Source organism: Streptomyces lacaronensis, assembly GCF_047337785.1.
Classification (GTDB): domain Bacteria; phylum Actinomycetota; class Actinomycetes; order Streptomycetales; family Streptomycetaceae; genus Streptomyces; species Streptomyces lycopersici.
In genome coordinates this window covers 7,524,104-7,540,143 of record NZ_JBLHDK010000003.1, presented here as the reverse complement: position 1 = coordinate 7,540,143, position 16,040 = coordinate 7,524,104, and the positions used below count along the sequence as shown (strand labels likewise).

Here is a 16,040-nt window from a genome sequence, read left to right as displayed (position 1 = left end):
CTGGAGACCGGGGATGACGCCCCTTCGTACTGCCGGATCTCCGCTGCCCGGCCCTCGTGCCCCACGCGTGCCAGTGCCCCCGCCATCACGACCACAACAACCCCGACCGCTTCACGCGGCCCTGAGACCGCCGTCCGTCCCTGCCCCGACGCTCGTGAGCGGTCCGGGGCGGACGGTCCCGGCCCTGGTCGTTTCCGCATGCCCGTGGCAGACGACCGGAGCCACCCCCGACGCATCGGGTGCGATCCAAGGGAGCGATCTTGATCCGCTCAGCCCGGAGACTGGGCAGCGAACCCCACATCACAGAAGACGACCGGGTGCCTAGGGCCCGTTGTCGGTCAGACGCGGGTGAGGAAGCTAGTGGCGCGTTCATCGAGGTCAGCGGCGCATCGCAACCCGCGGCAGCGGTATGGGGCGAGGTTGCGGCGTATGTTCCGTACCGCCTTGCGGGTGCGGGCGGAGGCCACGCCGTCCATGTGGTCCATAGCCCGGCTCCAGGTGGCGCATGCCTCTTCGACGCTGCCCTGGTTGAGCTGGGACTCGGCGGCGGCGACCAGATCCAGGGCGACGATGCGTGCGTAGGTATCGGAGGGGCGGGAGGCGGCGGCGTGGGCGTAGTACTGGCTGGCACGCCGATGATCGCCGAGGTCTTCGAGGACCTTGGCGGTGCGGGAGACGACGGTCGCCTCCGGCGGGCCCCAGGCCAGGGCCCAGAACGGGACCTGGTCGCCGCGGCCTGTGTCCAGGGCGGTGCGGGCGGCTTCGATCTCGGCGACGGCCTGGCGGCGCTGACCGGTCTTGGCCAGGGCGTGGGCGTGGGTGATGTGGAACAACGCCCGGGCGGGGGCCGGGACCTGGTCGTGGGCACGGGCGAGGCCGCTCGCGGCTAGATCGAGGCAGTGTTCGGGGCGGTGCAGTTTCATGCCCTGCTGAGACATGGTGCACATCACGAACCCGTCCTGGCCGGGTTCGCCGGACTCCAACGCCAGGGCGAAGGACTGCATGTAGTACCGCTGCGCCAGGCCCTGCTCTCCGGAGTCGTATGCCTTCCATCCCGCCAGGTGGGCGGCGGAGGAGGCGACGGAGAGCATCTGGCAGCGCAGGTCGTCGTTGCGGAAGCGGGCCTGGCACAGCGGCACGATGTCGGTGATGAGGTTCTGCACGAACGCGGCCCGTCCGTGCTGGCCGCCGAGGCGTTCGTCCATCTCGGCGAACAGCCCCACCATGTCACGCACCGCGCTGACCTCCGCGGCGCCGATGACGGCTCCGCCGCGGGCGGCAGCGGTGCGTTCGGCCATCTCCTTGACGTAGCCCAGCGGCAGCACGGTGGCGGCCATGGAGTAGGCGGAGGCAGTCAGGAACCGGCGTCGGTGCACGTCAGCCTCTCCGATCGTCATGAGTACCTCGACCGGGTCCGTGCCGAGGGCTAAGGGCGGCCAAGGCCACATCCCACGGGTAGGCATCTACGTTGCCCTGCTTGGGGATGTGCGGAGTGAATCCGTCTCCCCCAAGAAGAACGGTGACGCCATTGGCCCGTAGGAAGTCAACGCTGCGCCCCAGGGCCGGATGTCCTGCCTGTGCCTGGTTGAGATACGGCAGGGCGACCACTGGAAGTTGCAGCCCGATGGCTTCCGTGACGAGTCCGAGCGCGAGCGTGTCAGCAATGCCCTGCGCCCATTTGTTCATCGTGTTGAAGGTGGCCGGGGCCACGAGAAGAGCGTCAGGTGGCGGGAAGACGTCCGCCTGCTGCGGCAGTTTGTACGCCGTGCGCACCGGGTGCCCGGTCAGTTCGGCCAATTCCGGCAGTTCCTCATCAAGCCACCGAGCGGCCGATGGGGTGAGTACCAGGCACACATCCCACCCCGCTGCCTGCGCCTTCTCGATACCGGTTCTGATGCGTTGAGCAGGCGGAGCAGCGCAGGCGATCAGGTAGAGCACACGGGAATCTGTCATGCGGGAAGTCCACAACGGCCGGCGAGCCCCCGCAAGCGTCCTTCGGCCGAACCGGCACCGAGTAGGCGAAGGTCCTCGACAAGCCGCCGGGTCCGCGGACGGCAGTGCACCTCTTCCGGTGCCTCCCGCTCGGCTTCGAGTAACTTCGTCACCGCTTCCTCGCGGCGTCCAGCCTGTGTGAGGCCACGGGCCACGTCGACCAAGTGGGCCGCGCGGCGCTCGCGAGGCAGAGCGTTCAGGCCGGTCTGCTCGATCTGAACGGCAGCGGCCACGGCGTCGGCCCCGTCGTTCATGCGCGCGAGGGCCGAGACGCGATGAATGCTGACGTTGGTCGGGCCGAAAGCGGTCCACAGGGCATTGCCGTCGGCACCAAGCCGTTCGGCAGCGTCCCCGGCCGCTTCGAGAAGGTCCGGAACCTGGCCGCGGTGTTCGGCGTGGGCCGCCGCCATGGACGCCTTCAGGTACAGCATGCCCAGAACGCTGAGCCCCTGGGAGCTGCGTACAAGATCCCGCTCATGCCGACTGGCCGTCGCGGTGGCAAAGTCGACCGCTTCACGACTGTTCCCACGGTGGAACATCGCGTCGCACACGTGCCGTGCAGCTCCCGCGATGGCAACGGCGTCCCCGGAACGCTCGGCCGCCATGATGGCCCGGTCCGCCGCGTGCCACGCCAGCGCGTCATCCCCGAACTTCGTAGCAGCCGCCACCGTGAGTTGATACACCAGCGTCAGCAGTGCCTGTGCGGAGCGCAGCGCATCTCCACTGGCCTGTACGGCGGCGCGGTTGGCGTCCACGATCAACGGTGGCAGGACACGACCCAACGGCGAATAGTCCGACGCCTGAAACGCCATCCACCCGTAGGCCACGTTTCGCCGTAGCGCATCCATGTCCACGGGGTCTGGCTCGACGAAAGCCCCGGTCAAGACGTCGTGCCGGTGCAACGTAGCACGGATCTCCGCAAGCTCCGCCGCGTCGACACACTCGGTATCTGCCCGCATGTCTCGATCGGACAGCAGCATCTCAAGGCGCACGTGAAGCACTTCCGCCGCACGCTCCAGGACAGATAACCGCGGATCGGACTGCCGTTGACCGCCCTCGATGTCCTGCACCCACCGTCGGGACTTACCCATCAAGGCGCCAAACTCCGCTTGAGTCAAGCACCGTCGGCCACGCCAGTAGGCGATACGCCGACCAATTCCGCTGGTGTCCATCACGACCTCGCAGAAATTCGCCGGTCATGCACGCACTTCGCGTGCTTACGCACGGTTATACCGCGGTTACTGTCGCCCGACACGGGAAACGGGCCACGCCGGCCCCAACCCCCGCAGGACAAGGGTCGGGATACGTACCCGACAGGCCACGAGACAGACCCCCGCGACCGTGCGACCGGTCCGGGGGCGTGACCCTCAGCCGCTTGGAGGTTGATGAGTATGGCCCACGCTATCGCGTGGATCTTCGAAGCGCTGCTGCGGCTGCTGTTGCCGTCGTCCGGTCGTCACCGTGACGCCGATGCTGCCGACGACCGCCCTACCGTGCGGCGCCGGGACGCGCCGACGCCACGCCCGGTGCTGGTGTCCGGCGTGCCCGCTGGGGCCGCGTCGGCGGCGCACGGGGACACCTCCACCCTCCAGTTCCGGGTGATCTCCGGTCCGCCGGACGGCCACGAGGCGGGCATGGTCCGGCCCTACGCCATCGCGCACGAACAGCGGTGCAAGAGCCGTCCACGGGTGGAGTTGCTGTGTGCGCCGCACGGGATGGTGGTGATCCGGTGACCGCCAGCGGACGGGTCACTCCCGTCCTCTCCCCCGGGTGCGCTCTGTGCGCCAAGCCCGGCGACTTCGGGCCCCACGCCCCCACCGAGCCGCGTTCGGGCCTGTGCCCCGCGTGCGTCGTGGCCGGAAAGCCCACCCGCGACGGCCTTGAGCAGGCTGTCGTGATCGTCGCCGGACAGACCCTCACGGGAGCCGAAACCCTCGATCTGGCCGATGCCACGCCCGAAGAACTGACCTACCACCTCGGCGCGGTGAAGCGGAGCCTGCGCAGCCTGCTCCAACTCCTCGCCCCCGTGCCGGGAGCGGAGGACCGCTGATGGCCGACAACCGGCCTGACCGGGACGAACGGCCGAAGATGACGATGCGCGTCTACACCGTGGCGCACAACGGGATCGTCACCACCCGGCGCGCGATGGTGACCGTCCTCAACGGGAAGCAGAGCGACACCTACTCATTGGGGCAGGCGTGGCCACCGTGCCAGTGCCCCCGCCATCGCCACCACAACAACCCCGGCCGATTCAAGCTCCTCTGAACACGACGACGGCCTGTTGGCACCCCTGTGGGGTGGCAACAGGCCGTCCGTCCGTCAGGACAGCCAGTCCGCCACGGCCCGTGCCGTCGTCGCGGCGTGCTCCTCCATCATCGTGAAGTGGTTGCCCGGCACATCGAGCGCGGTGTGCGGGAGCTGCCAGTACGACCGCCAGTCGCCGTCGCGGGACCAGTCGAAGAGCCGGTCCCCGGCCCGGACCAGCAGGGTCGGCGTCTTGACCTCCTTGGGCCGCCACTCCCCGAACAGCCGGAAGTACGCGCCCATGGCCAGCAGCCGGGTGTCGTCCACCGGCACCTGGCCCGCGCTCCGCTCGTCCATCCCGGCGCTCAGGCCGGGCTGGAGGGCGACGGCCGCGTCCCGGTCGTGGGAGTAGATGTCGAGCAGGACGACCGCGTCCGGGAAGACCCCGGTGCTCTCCAGCCGCGCGGCCACCTCATGGGCGAGCAGCCCGCCCGAGGAGTGACCCAGCAGTACGAACGGCGCCCCGTCGGTCTCCCGCAGCACCGCCTCGGCCTGCGCCTCGACCACCGCCTCCGGGTTGGCCGGAAGCCGCTCCCCGGCGACGAAGCCGGGGTTGCCCAGTGCGAGGACGTCCCGGTGACCGCGGAATCCGGCGGCGAAACGGGCGTACTGGTGCGGGCCGCCGATCGACAGGATCGAGGAGAAGCACACCAGCGCGGGCCCGGTCTCACCGCGCGCGAGCCGCACCAGCGCGGGCGCCCTGTCCAGCTCGGCGGCGCATCCGAACGAGGGCCGGAAGCGAGAGAGATCCATCAGCAGGCGGGTGAACTCCTCCTGCCGACCGGACTGTCCTGCCTCCCGCATCATCGCGCCGAACACGGCCGACGGCTCCGCGCCCGCCGCCTCGTCCCGCGCCGCGTCCGACACCGCGCCGCCCTCGGCGGCCACCGCACCGGCCAGTTGGGCGAGCAGCTGCCGGGCGACCAGCTCGGGCGTCGGGTGGTCGAACAGCAGCGTCGGGGGCAGCCGCAGCCCGCTCGCGGCGCCCAGCCGGTTGCGCAGTTCCACGGCGGTCAGCGAGTCGAAGCCCTGCTCCAGGAAGCCCCGCGCGGCGCCCACCGCCTCCGGGTCCGCGAAGCCGAGGACCGCGGCGGCCTGGCCGAGCACCAGGTCCAGCACGGCCTGCTCGCGCTCCGCCCCGGCCAGCCCGGCCAGCCGCCGCGCCAGCGAGGGGCCGCCGGTGTCGGCCGCGCCGGTGGAGACCGTACGGCGCCGGGCCGGGGTCCGGACCAGCCCGCGGAAGACGGCGGGCAGCGCGCCCTCGGCGGCCTGCTCGCGCAGCGGCGCGATGTCCAGGCGCAGCGGTACGAGCACCGCCTCACCTCCCACCGAGCACGCCGTGTCGAACAGCTCCAGACCGTCCCGCGAGGTCAGCGGCGCCATCCCGGAACGCTCCATACGGGCCACGTCCGCGTCCGCCATGCCGCCGGTCATCGCGCTGCGCTGCTCCCACAGGCCCCAGGCCAGCGAGAGCGCGGGCAGCCCGGCGGAGCGGCGGTGCGCGGCGAAGGCGTCCAGGAAGGTGTTGGCGGCCGCGTAGTTGGCCTGGCCCGGCGCGCCGAAGGTACCGGCGGCGGACGAGAACACCACGAACGCCTTCAGGCCCAGGTCCAGGGTCAGCTCGTGCAGATTGAGCGCCGCGTCCACCTTCGGCCGGAAGACCGTGTCGATCCGCTCCGGGGTGAGCGCGGGCAGCAGCCCGTCGTCCAGCACTCCGGCGGTGTGGACGACGGCGGCGAGCGGATGCGCCGGGTCCACCTCGGCCAGCAGCAGGGACAGCGCCTCGCGGTCGGCCACATCGCAGGCCGCCACGCTCACCTGGGCGCCCAGCGCGGTCAGTTCGTCGACCAGCTCGGGCATCCCCTGGGCGCGCTGGCCGCGGCGGCTGTTGAGCAGCAGATGCCGCACACCGCGCTCGGCCACCAGATGGCGGGCGAGCTGTCCGCCGAGGACACCGGTGGCGCCGGTGATCAGGACCGTGCCGTCCGGGTCGAACTCCGGCAGCCCCTCCGGCGCCCGGTCCCCCTCCTGAGCGGCGACCCGGGCCAGCCGGGGCGCGTGGAGGGCGCCCGCGCGGACCGCGAGCTGCGGCTCGCCGCCGGCCGCGGCCGCCATGAGCACGTCCGCCGACGCCCCCTCGTCGTCCAGGTCGAGCAGCAGGAACCGGTCCGGGTTCTCGGTCTGCGCGGTGCGGATCAGCCCCCATACGGGCGCGTGCGGCAGGTCGGACACCTCGGCGTCCGGGGACGTGGCGACCGCCCCGCGCGTGACGAACGCCAGCCGCGCCCCGGCCAGGCCCTCCTCCGCGAGCCACGACTGCGCGGTGTCCAGCGCCGCGTGGGTGGCCAGCCGCGCGCCCTCCGCCAGATGGCCGCCACCGCCACCGGCGGGGCCCGTGAGCGGGAGCAGGACGACATCCGGCCGGGGGCTGCCCGAGGCCACCACGGCCGCGAGCTCGGTCAGATCGGGGAAGACGGCACACTCGGCGCCGATGGACTCCAGCGCCTCGACGAGGCCGAAGGGGTCCCCGCCGTTCGCGGCGGCCTGCTCGCCGACCAGGGCCCAGCGGAGGGCCCCGGGGGCCGCCGAGGGCGCCGGCACCGGCGCCCACTCCAGCCGGAACAGCGAGTCGTGGTACGTCACCTGGGCCGCGCGTAGCTGCTCCGGGGCGATGCGCCGCAGCACCAGGGAGTCCACCGACGCGACCGCGCCGCCGTATCCGTCCGCGACGGTCAGCGCGACCGCCTCAGGACCGGCCGGGGCGATCCGTACGCGCAGCGCCGTGGCGCCCGCCGCGTGGAGGGTGACCCCGCTCCAGGAGAACGGCAGCCGGATGCCGTCGGCCCCGGCGCCCAGGAAGTCGCCGAGCGCGACCCCGTGCAGCGCGGCGTCCAGCAGCGCCGGATGCAGCCCGAACAGCGCGGCGTCGCGGTGCTGCCGCTGGTCCAGGCGCAGTTCGGCGAAGACCTCCTCGCCGCGCCGCCAGGCGGCCTCCAGCCCCTGGAACGCCGGGCCGTAGCCGAAGCCGCCCGCCGCGAACCGCTCGTAGAGGTCGTCCACGTCGAGCGCGACGGCATCCGCGGGCGGCCATACGGACAGGTCCGCTCCGCCGTCGGTGGCGTCACCGGAGGCCAGCACGCCGCCGGCGTGGCGGCTCCAGGGCCCGTCCGGGGCACCGCCCCGGTCCGCGTCCGGCTCCGGGCGGGAGTAGACCTCCAGCGCCCGGCGGCCACTCTCGTCGGGCGCGCCGACGGTCAGCCGCAGCTGGACCCCGCCCCGGGCGGGCAGGATCAGCGGCGCCTCCAGGGTCAGCTCCTCCAGCAGATCGCAGCCGACCTGGTCACCGGCGCGGATCGCCAGCTCCACGAAGGCCGTCCCCGGCAGCAGCACGGTGCCGGACACGGCGTGGTCGGCGAGCCAGGGGTGGGTCTGGAGGGAGAGCCGCCCGGTGAGCAGAAAGCCGTCGGAGTCGGGCAGTTCGACGGCGGCGCCCAGCAGCGGATGCCCGGCGGCGCCGAGACCGGCGGAGGCGACGTCGCCCACCGAGAGCGGCACCTCGATCCAGTAGCGCTCGTGCTGGAACGCGTACGTGGGCAGCTCGACACGGGCCGCGCCCGTCCCCTCGTACACCGCCTCCCAGTCCACGGCCACGCCACGCGTCCACGCCTCGCCCAGCGAGGTGTGGAAGCGGACCAGGCCGCCCTCGTCGCGGCGCAGCGAGCCGATCGCGGCGGCCTCACGGCCCGCGTCCTCGGCGGTCTCCTGCACACCCATGGTGAGGACGGGGTGCGCGCTGGACTCGATGAAGGCTCCGAAGCCCTCGTCCAGCAGGCGGCGGACGGCACTCTCCAGCTCGACGGTGCGACGGAGGTTGGTGAACCAGTACTCGGCGTCCAGCTCGGAGCCGTCGACCCACTCCCCCGTGACGGTCGAGAGGAACGGCACCTCGGCCGCCCTGGGCTGTACGGGGGCCAGCAGTTCCAGCAGCTCCTCGCGGAGCAGCTCCACCTGCGCGGAGTGCGAGGCGTAGTCCACCGGCACCCGGCGCGCCCGCACCTCATCGGCCTCGCAGGACGCGAGCAGCTCGTCCAGTGCCTCCGGCTCGCCCGAGACCACCGCCGAGGAGGGGCCGTTGACGGCCGCGACAGAGATGCGCTCCTCGCTCCAGGGGGCAATGCGCTCCCGTACGTCCGCCACCGGGAGCGCCACCGACACCATGCCGCCCTTGCCCGCGAGCACCCGGCCGATCGCCTGACTGCGCAGCGCCACCACACGGGCCGCGTCCCTCAGCGACAGGATTCCGGCCACGCACGCGGCCGCGATCTCGCCCTGGGAGTGGCCGACCACGGCGGACGGCCGGACCCCGAACGAGCGCCACAGCTCGGCGAGGGACACCATCACCGCGAACAGCACCGGCTGGACCACATCCACGCGCTCCAGCGACGGCGCGCCCTCCGCGCCGCGCAACACATCGACCAGCGACCAGTCGGTGAACTCCGCGAGCGCGGCGGCGCATTCATGGATACGGGACGCGAAGACGGGCGAGGTGTCCATCAGCGCCACCGCCATACCGGCCCACTGCGACCCCTGCCCCGGGAACACGAACGCCGTCTTGCCGGCCGTCCCGGTGCCCCGCACCAGCTGGGCCGCCGCCTCGCCCCGGGCGAGCGCGGTCAGGGCGCGGGTGAAGTCCTCGCGGTCCGTGCCGACCAGCACCGCGCGCTGGTCGTGGACGGCACGGGTGGTGGCCAGGGAGTAGCCGACGTCGGCCGGGCGCGGTCCCGGGTGGGCGTCGAGGTGGGCGTCGAGGTGGGCCAGCAGCCGCTCGGCCTGGGCGCTCAGCGCCGTCTCGCTCCTGCCGGACAGGATCCACGGCAGCGGACCCGGCTCGGGTGCGGCCGTGTCGGTGGCCGTGGGCCGCTCCGCCGGGGCCTGCTCGATGATGGTGTGCGCGTTGGTGCCGCTGATGCCGAACGAGGACACCGCGGCCCGGCGCGGGCGTCCGGTCTCCGGCCACTCGGTCTGCTCGGTGAGCAGCGACACCGCGCCCGCCGTCCAGTCCACGTGCGGGGACGGCTCGTCCACGTGCAGGGTCCTCGGCAGCACGCCGTGCTCGATGGCCTTGACCATCTTGATGATCCCGGCGACACCGGCCGCGGCCTGGGTGTGGCCGAAGTTGGACTTCACCGAGCCCAGCCAGAGCGGCTCGTCCTCGGTGTGCTCCTGGCCGTAGGTGGCGAGCAGCGCCTGCGCCTCGATCGGGTCGCCCAGCGTCGTACCGGTGCCGTGTGCCTCCACGACGTCCACCTCCGAGGCGGACAGCCGCGCGTTGGCCAGGGCCTGCCGGATGACACGCTGCTGGGACGGGCCGTTGGGCGCCGTCAGACCATTGGACGCGCCATCCTGGTTGATCGCCGAGCCACGCACGATGGCAAGGACCGGGTGGCCGTTCTTCTTCGCGTCCGACAGCCGCTCGACCAGCAGCATGCCGACGCCCTCGCCCCAGGCCGTACCGTCGGCGGCCGCGGCGAAGGGCTTGCAACGGCCGTCGGTCGCGAGGCCGCGCTGCTTGCTGAAGGCCACGAAGGTGCCGGGGGTGGCCATCACGGTGACACCGCCCGCGAGCGCCAGCGAGCACTCGCCGTTGCGCAGCGCCTGCACCGCCATGTGCAGGGTGACCAGCGACGACGAGCACGCCGTGTCAACCGTGACCGCCGGACCCTCAAGACCGAAGGTGTACGACACCCGGCCCGAGGCGACGCTGCCGGAGCTGGCGGTGCCCATGTAGCCCTCGAGGCCCTCGGGGGCGCGGTGCAGGAGGGTGCCGTAGTCGTTGTACATGACGCCCGTGTAGACACCGGTCCGGCTGCCGCGCACGGTCGCCGGGTCGATGCCCGCGCGCTCGAACGCCTCCCAGGTGGTCTCCAGCAGCAGCCGCTGCTGTGGGTCCATGGCGAGGGCTTCGCGCGGGCTGATCCCGAAGAAGACGGGGTCGAAGTGGTGGGCGTCGTGCAGGAACCCGCCGTTGCGGGCGTAGCTGGTGCCCTGCTGGTCGGGGTCGTCGTCGTAGAGCGACTCGATGTCCCAGCCGCGGTCGGTGGGCATGTCGGTGATGGCGTCCGCGCCGTCGGTGACCAGTTTCCACAGGTCCTCCGGCGAGGTCACCCCGCCGGGGAACCGGCAGCTCATCGCCACGATCGCGATCGGGTCGTCGTCGTGTGCGGTGGCGGCGGCCACGGGCTCCGCCGCGTCCTCCTGGCTCCCCTGGGCCTCGGCCCGCAGATACGCGGCGAGGGCGGCGGGGGTCGGATAGTCGAAGATCAGCGTGGCGGGGAGCCGGACGCCGCTGACGGCGGTCAGTCGGTTGCGCAGCTCCACGGCGGTGAGCGAGTCGAAGCCGACCTCGCTGAACGCGCGCTGGGGCTCGACCGCTTCGGGCCCGGCGTAGCCGAGCACGGCCGCCACCTGCGTACGGACCAGGCCGAGGACGATGGCCTCGGCCTCGGCCTCGGACGCCGCCCCGGCCAGCTGCTGGGCGAGCGCGCCATCCTTCGCGGCGGCGGATTGGGCCGCGCGGCGGGGCGGGACGCGGACGAGTCCGCGGAAGAGCGGCGGCAGCATTCCGGCGCTTGCCTGTGCCCGGAGGGCGGCCAGGTCGAGGGGCATGGGGACCAGCAGCGCGCTGTCCGTGGCGTTCGCCAGGTCGAACAGCTCTCGGCCCTGGTCGGCGGTGATGGCGGCGATGCCTCCGCGCTGGAGGCGGGCGAGTTCCGCCTCGTCCAGGTCTCCGGCCATGCCGCCGGGCTCGGCCCACAGGCCCCAGGCGAGGGAGGTGGCGGGCAGGCCGCCCGCGCGGCGGTGCTCGGCGAGGGCGTCCAGGAAGGCGTTGGCCGCGGCGTAGTTGCCCTGGCCAGCGCCGCCGAAGACGCCGGCGGCCGAGCTGAAGAGGATGAATGCGGACAGGTCCGCGTCCTGGGTCAGCTCGTGCAGGTTCCAGGCCGCGTCCGCCTTGGGGCGGAGGACAGTGGTGAGCCGGTCGGGGGTGAGGGACGCGATCACGCCGTCGTCCAGCACGCCTGCGGTGTGCACGACGGCGGTGAGGGGGTGCTCGGCCGGGATGGTGGCGAGGGTTGCGGCGAGGGCGTCCCGGTCCGCTACGTCGCAGGCGGCCCAGTGGGCTTCGGCGCCCAGCTCGGTGAGTTCGGCGGTGAGTTCGGCGGCGCCGGGGGCGTTTTCGCCGCGGCGGCTCACGAGGAGGAGGTGGCGTATGCCGTGGTTGGTTACGAGGTGGCGGGCGAAGAGGGTGCCGAGGGTGCCGGTCGCGCCGGTGATCAGGACCGTGCCGTCGGGGTTCCACTCGGGGGTCTCCCGGTCGGCGTCCACGCCTGCCCGCGCCAGCTTCGGCGCCCGGATCTCGCCGTTGAACACGGCCACCTGGGGTTCGCCGGTTGCGACGGCCGTCGCTAGGGACTTCAACGAGGTGTCCGCGTCGGCTTCGACCAGGACCAGACGGCCCGGGTTCTCCGACTGGGCGGAGCGGACCAGGCCGCGGACGGCGGCGTGGGCCAGGTCGGTCGCGGAGGTGACGACCACGAGACGCGAGTCCGCGAAGCGGTCGTCGGCCAGCCAGGACTGGAGCAGGGTGAGGGCTTGGGTTGTTGCTTGGTGTGCGGCTTCGGTGGGGTTTTCCCCAATCCCGCCCCTTCCCGTAACCATGGGCTCCGCCCCTGGACCCCGGTCCTCAAGCGCCGGACGGGCTGGAGATGCCGCACCCGGGCATTCGAGTGCCGCGCCGTCTGCGTGCGGATGGGTACGCCCTTCGGGCGTGTCCTCAATCGCCGGACGGGCTTGATTTGCCGGACCGGCTTGGTTCAGGGGCACCACTACGTACTCCGGCGGCGGGGTGCCGGAATCGATGGCCCTGGCCAGGGCTGACAGGTCCGGGTAGGGGGTGTTGGGGCCTATCGTCGTCCAGTTGTCCTCGGGCAGCGGCTCGGACGTTGCCGGGACGGGGGTCCAGTCCACCGTGAACAGGGCGTCGGGGGCGGTGCCCGGGGTGGTCAGTTGGTCCTGGGAGACCGTGCGGAGGGCGAGGCGGTCCACCGTGGCCACCGGGGCGCCCGTCACGTCCGCGAGTTGGAGGGACACCGTGCCGTTTCCCGCTGACGACAGGCGGACGCGTACCGTGTCGGCGCCCACCGAGTGGATGCGGACGCCGCTCCAGGAGAAGGGGAGTCCGCCCTGGCCCGGGTTCTCGGTCAGGTCGCTGAGGCCGATGGTGTGCAGGACGGCGTCCAGCAGGGCCGGGTGGAGGCCGAAGAGGGCGGCGCCGGGGTCGGCGTCCTCGGGGAGGGCGACCTCGGCGTAGACCGCGCCGTCGGTGCGCCAGGCGGCGCGCAGGCCCTGGAAGACCGGGCCGTAGCCGAAGCCCGCCTCTGCCAGGCCCTCGTACAGACCGTCGGTCTCGATGCGCTCCGCTCCGGCGGGTGGCCAGGCGCTCAGGTCGAACGAACTCTCCACCGTGCCCGCCGCCAAGGCACCCGTGGCGTGCCGCAGCCACGGCTCGTCGTCTCCGGCCTCGTCGGGGCGGGAGTGGAGGGCCAGGGTGCGGCGGCCGGTGTCGTCCTGGGCGCCCACGGCGATCTGGAGCTGGACCCCGCCCCGCTCGGGCAGGATCAGCGGGGCCTCCAGGGTGAGCTCCTCCACCAGATCGCATCCGGCCTGCTCACCGGCGCGCACCGCCAGTTCCACGAACGCCGTGCCGGGCAGCAGCACCGCGCCCATGACGGCGTGGTCGGCCAGCCACGGATGGGTGTCCAGCGCGAGCCGCCCGGTGAAGAGGAAGCCCTCCGCGTCGGCCAGGGAGACGGCCGTGCCGAGCAGCGGGTGGTCGGCGGTGCCGAGGCCGACGGAGGAGACGTCGCCGTAGGCGGTGCCCGCGTCCAGCCAGTAGTGCTCGCGCTGGAAGGCGTACGTGGGCAGCTCGACGCGCTCGGCGCCGGTGCCCGCGTAGTACGCCGCCCAGTCGGGGACCGTGCCCCGGGTGTGCAGGGTGGCCAGGGCGGTGGTCAGGGTCTCGGCCTCGGGGCGGCCGGACCGCAGGGCGGGGGCGAACGCCACGTGCTCGGACTCGCCCGCCAGGCACTCCTGGCCGAGCGCGGACAGCACACCGTCCGGGCCGAGTTCGAGGTAGGTGGTGACGCCCTGCGCCTCCATCGTGCGCATGCCGTCGAGGAAGCGCACGGCCTCGCGGACATGGCGGACCCAGAAGTCGGCGGTGGCGATCTCCGCGGCGGGCGCGATGCCGCCGGTGAGGTTGGAGACCACCGGGATCTTCGGGGCCTCGTACGTCAGGCTCTCCGCGACCTTGCGGAACGGCTCCAGCATCGGGTCCATCAGCGGCGAGTGGAACGCGTGGCTGACGGTGAGGCGCTTGGTCTTACGGCCCTCGGCCTCGAAACCGGAAGCGATCTCCAGAGCCGCGTCCTCGTCGCCCGCGATGACCACCGACGTCGGGCCGTTGAGCGCGGCGACGCTCACCCGGTCGGTGAGCAGCGGCGCCACCTCGTCCTCGGACGCCTGGACGGCGATCATCGCGCCGCCGCCCGGAAGCCGCTGCATGAGGCGGCCCCGGGCCGCCACCAGCAGGGCGGCGGCGTCGAGCGAGAGCACCCCCGCGACATGCGCGGCGGCGATCTCGCCGATGGAGTGGCCGGAGACCACGTCCGGCTTCAGGCCCCAGGACTCGACGAGGCGGAAGAGGGCCACCTCGATGGCGAACAGCGCGGGCTGGGTGAAGCCGGTCCGGTCCAGCGCGGTGGCGTCGTCCCCGAACAGCACGTCCTTCAGCGGCCGTTCGAGGCGCGGATCGAGCGCGGCGCACACCGCGTCCAGCGCCTCGGCGAAGGCCGGGTAGGTCTCGTAGAGCTCGCGGCCCATGCCGAGGCGCTGGCTGCCCTGGCCGGTGAAGAGGAACGCCAGCTTGCCCCGGGTCTCCACGCCCTGGACCACCCCGGCGGCGGGCTCGCCGGAGGCGAGCGCGGCGAGGCGGTCGAGGAAGGTGGCGCGGTCACCGGCGATGACGGCGGCGCGGTTCTCCAGGGCGGCGCGGGTGGTGGCCAGGGAGTGGCCGAGGGACACCGGGTCAAGATCCGGGCGTTCGGCCACGTAGGCGTGGAGCCGGGCGGCCTGGGCGCGCAGCGCGTCCTCGCCCCTGCCGGACACCAGCCACGGCAGGAGGAGGAGGGTGCGGGGCGCGGCCGTCTCCTCGGCGGGGACAACCGTGGCCTCGGCGGGTGCCACCGTGCCCTCGGCGGGCTCCTCGCCCTCGGGGTCCTCCGCCGGGGGCTGCTCGATGATCAGATGGGCGTTGGTGCCGCTGATGCCGAACGACGACACGGCGGCGCGGCGCGGACGGCCGGTCTCCGGCCACGGCCGGCCCTCGGTCAGCAGCGAGACGGCCCCGGCCGACCAGTCGATGTGCGGCGACGGCTCGTCGATGTGCAGGGACTTGGGCACATAGCCGTGCTCGATCGCCTTGACCATCTTGATGATCCCGGCGACACCGGCGGCGGCCTGGGTGTGGCCGACGTTGGACTTGATGGAGCCGAGCAGCAGCGGCCGTTCGGCGGGCTTCTCCTTGCCGTACGTGGCGAGCAGCGCCTGCGCCTCGATGGGGTCGCCCAGCGTCGTGCCCGTGCCGTGCGCCTCGACCACGTCGATCTGGTCGGCCGTCAGCCGGGCGCTGGCGAGCGCCTGGCGGATGACGCGCTGCTGGGACGGGCCGTTGGGCGCGGTCAGACCGTTGGACGCGCCGTCCTGGTTGATGGCCGAGCCACGGACGACGGCCAGCACCTTGTGGCCGTTGCGGCGGGCGTCCGACAGCCGCTCCACCAGCAGCATGCCCGCGCCCTCGGACCAGCCGGTGCCGTCGGCGGACGCCGCGAAGGACTTGCAGCGGCCGTCGAAGGACAGCCCGCGCTGGCGGCTGAACTCGGTGAACGTGCCGGGCGTCGACATCACGGTGACACCACCCGCGAGCGCCAGCGAGCACTCGCCGTTGCGCAGCGCCTGCATGGCCAGGTGCAGGGTCACCAGCGACGAGGAACACGCCGTGTCGACGGTCAGCGCCGGACCCTCCAGTCCGAAGGTGTACGCCACCCGGCCGGAGGCGATGCTGCTGGAGCCGCCCGTGCCGAGGTAGCCCTCGACGCCGGGCGGCACGGCGCGCAGCCGCGAGGCGTAGTCGTGGTACATGACGCCCGCGAAGACACCGGTACGGGTGCCGCGCACGGAGGTGGCGTCGATGCCCGCCCGCTCGAACACCTCCCAGGTGGTCTCCAGCAGCAGCCGCTGCTGGGGGTCCATCGCCAGGGCCTCGCGCGGATTGATGCCGAAGAACGCCGGGTCGAAGTAGTTGGCGTCGTGGAGGAAACCGCCCTCCCGGACATAGCTCGTGCCCGCGCCGTCCGGATTGTCGTCGAAGAGCCGCCCGATGTCCCAGCCGCGGTCGGTGGGGAACTCGGAAATGCCGTCCCCGCCCTCGGACACCAGCCGCCACAGATCCTCGGGCGAGCCGACCCCGCCCGGGTAGCGGCAGCTCATGCCGACGATCGCGATGGGCTCCTGGTCCTCCGACTCCACCTCTTGCAGGCGGCGCCGGGTCTCGTGCAGGTCGGCGGTCACCCGCTTGAGAAAGTAGCGGAGCTTTTCCTCATTCATACGTGCGTTTCCCTCTCGAGGAA

7 protein-coding genes are annotated in these 16,040 nt (G+C 72.8%); 3 read left to right on the top strand and 4 right to left on the bottom strand.

The features are described 5' to 3' along the window. Window positions 1-338: 338 nt before the first annotated feature. Genes ACMTAK_RS32245 through ACMTAK_RS32235 form a run of 3 tightly spaced genes read right to left on the bottom strand, consistent with a single transcriptional unit; the run spans window position 339 to window position 3,164 of the window. Window positions 339-1,397: a hypothetical protein gene (locus ACMTAK_RS32245; protein WP_413809420.1), complete on the bottom strand. Its 1,059-nt coding sequence runs from the start codon at window positions 1,395-1,397 to the stop codon at window positions 339-341. After that, entirely contained in the window at window positions 1,378-1,953 is a 576-nt protein-coding gene (locus tag ACMTAK_RS32240; RefSeq protein WP_164433255.1) for a flavoprotein, read from the bottom strand. Before ACMTAK_RS32240 ends, ACMTAK_RS32245 begins: the two co-directional genes overlap by 20 nt. Beyond that, a complete protein-coding gene (locus ACMTAK_RS32235; RefSeq protein WP_413809419.1) occupies window positions 1,950-3,164 on the bottom strand; it encodes a helix-turn-helix domain-containing protein in 1,215 nt (404 codons plus the stop codon). The genes ACMTAK_RS32240 and ACMTAK_RS32235 overlap by 4 nt, the downstream gene beginning before the upstream one ends. Before the next feature lie 219 nt (window positions 3,165-3,383). On the opposite strand from ACMTAK_RS32235, the gene ACMTAK_RS32230 reads away from it, so the two are divergent. Genes ACMTAK_RS32230 through ACMTAK_RS32220 form a run of 3 tightly spaced genes read left to right on the top strand, consistent with a single transcriptional unit; the run spans window position 3,384 to window position 4,257 of the window. Beyond that, the gene (locus tag ACMTAK_RS32230) at window positions 3,384-3,725 is read left to right on the top strand and encodes a hypothetical protein (RefSeq protein WP_164433242.1); all 342 of its coding nucleotides are present in this window, start codon (window positions 3,384-3,386) and stop codon (window positions 3,723-3,725) included. Next, the gene (locus tag ACMTAK_RS32225; protein WP_413809418.1) at window positions 3,722-4,042 is read left to right on the top strand and encodes a hypothetical protein; all 321 of its coding nucleotides are present in this window, start codon (window positions 3,722-3,724) and stop codon (window positions 4,040-4,042) included. The genes ACMTAK_RS32230 and ACMTAK_RS32225 overlap by 4 nt, the downstream gene beginning before the upstream one ends. Further along, on the top strand, window positions 4,042-4,257 hold the full coding sequence (locus ACMTAK_RS32220; protein WP_413809417.1) for a hypothetical protein: 216 nt from the start codon (window positions 4,042-4,044) through the stop codon (window positions 4,255-4,257). The genes ACMTAK_RS32225 and ACMTAK_RS32220 overlap by 1 nt, the downstream gene beginning before the upstream one ends. A gap of 54 nt (window positions 4,258-4,311) precedes the next feature. On the opposite strand, the gene ACMTAK_RS32215 is transcribed toward ACMTAK_RS32220, so the two are convergent. Then, window positions 4,312-16,017 carry a type I polyketide synthase gene (locus tag ACMTAK_RS32215; RefSeq protein WP_413809416.1) on the bottom strand — a complete coding sequence of 3,902 codons (11,706 nt, stop codon included), beginning with the start codon at window positions 16,015-16,017 and terminating at the stop codon, window positions 4,312-4,314. Window positions 16,018-16,040: the final 23 nt, after the last annotated feature.

Bases quoted from the DNA above. Each gene is read 5' to 3' on its own strand.
- ACMTAK_RS32245 (WP_413809420.1), bottom strand. From the start codon at position 1,397: ATGACGATCGGAGAGGCTGACGTGCACCGACGCCGGTTCCTGACTGCC.
- ACMTAK_RS32230 (WP_164433242.1), top strand. From the start codon at position 3,384: ATGGCCCACGCTATCGCGTGGATCTTCGAAGCGCTGCTGCGGCTGCTG.
- ACMTAK_RS32220 (WP_413809417.1), top strand. From the start codon at position 4,042: ATGGCCGACAACCGGCCTGACCGGGACGAACGGCCGAAGATGACGATG.
- ACMTAK_RS32235 (WP_413809419.1), bottom strand. From the start codon at position 3,164: ATGGACACCAGCGGAATTGGTCGGCGTATCGCCTACTGGCGTGGCCGA.
- ACMTAK_RS32215 (WP_413809416.1), bottom strand. From the start codon at position 16,017: ATGAATGAGGAAAAGCTCCGCTACTTTCTCAAGCGGGTGACCGCCGAC.
- ACMTAK_RS32240 (WP_164433255.1), bottom strand. From the start codon at position 1,953: ATGACAGATTCCCGTGTGCTCTACCTGATCGCCTGCGCTGCTCCGCCT.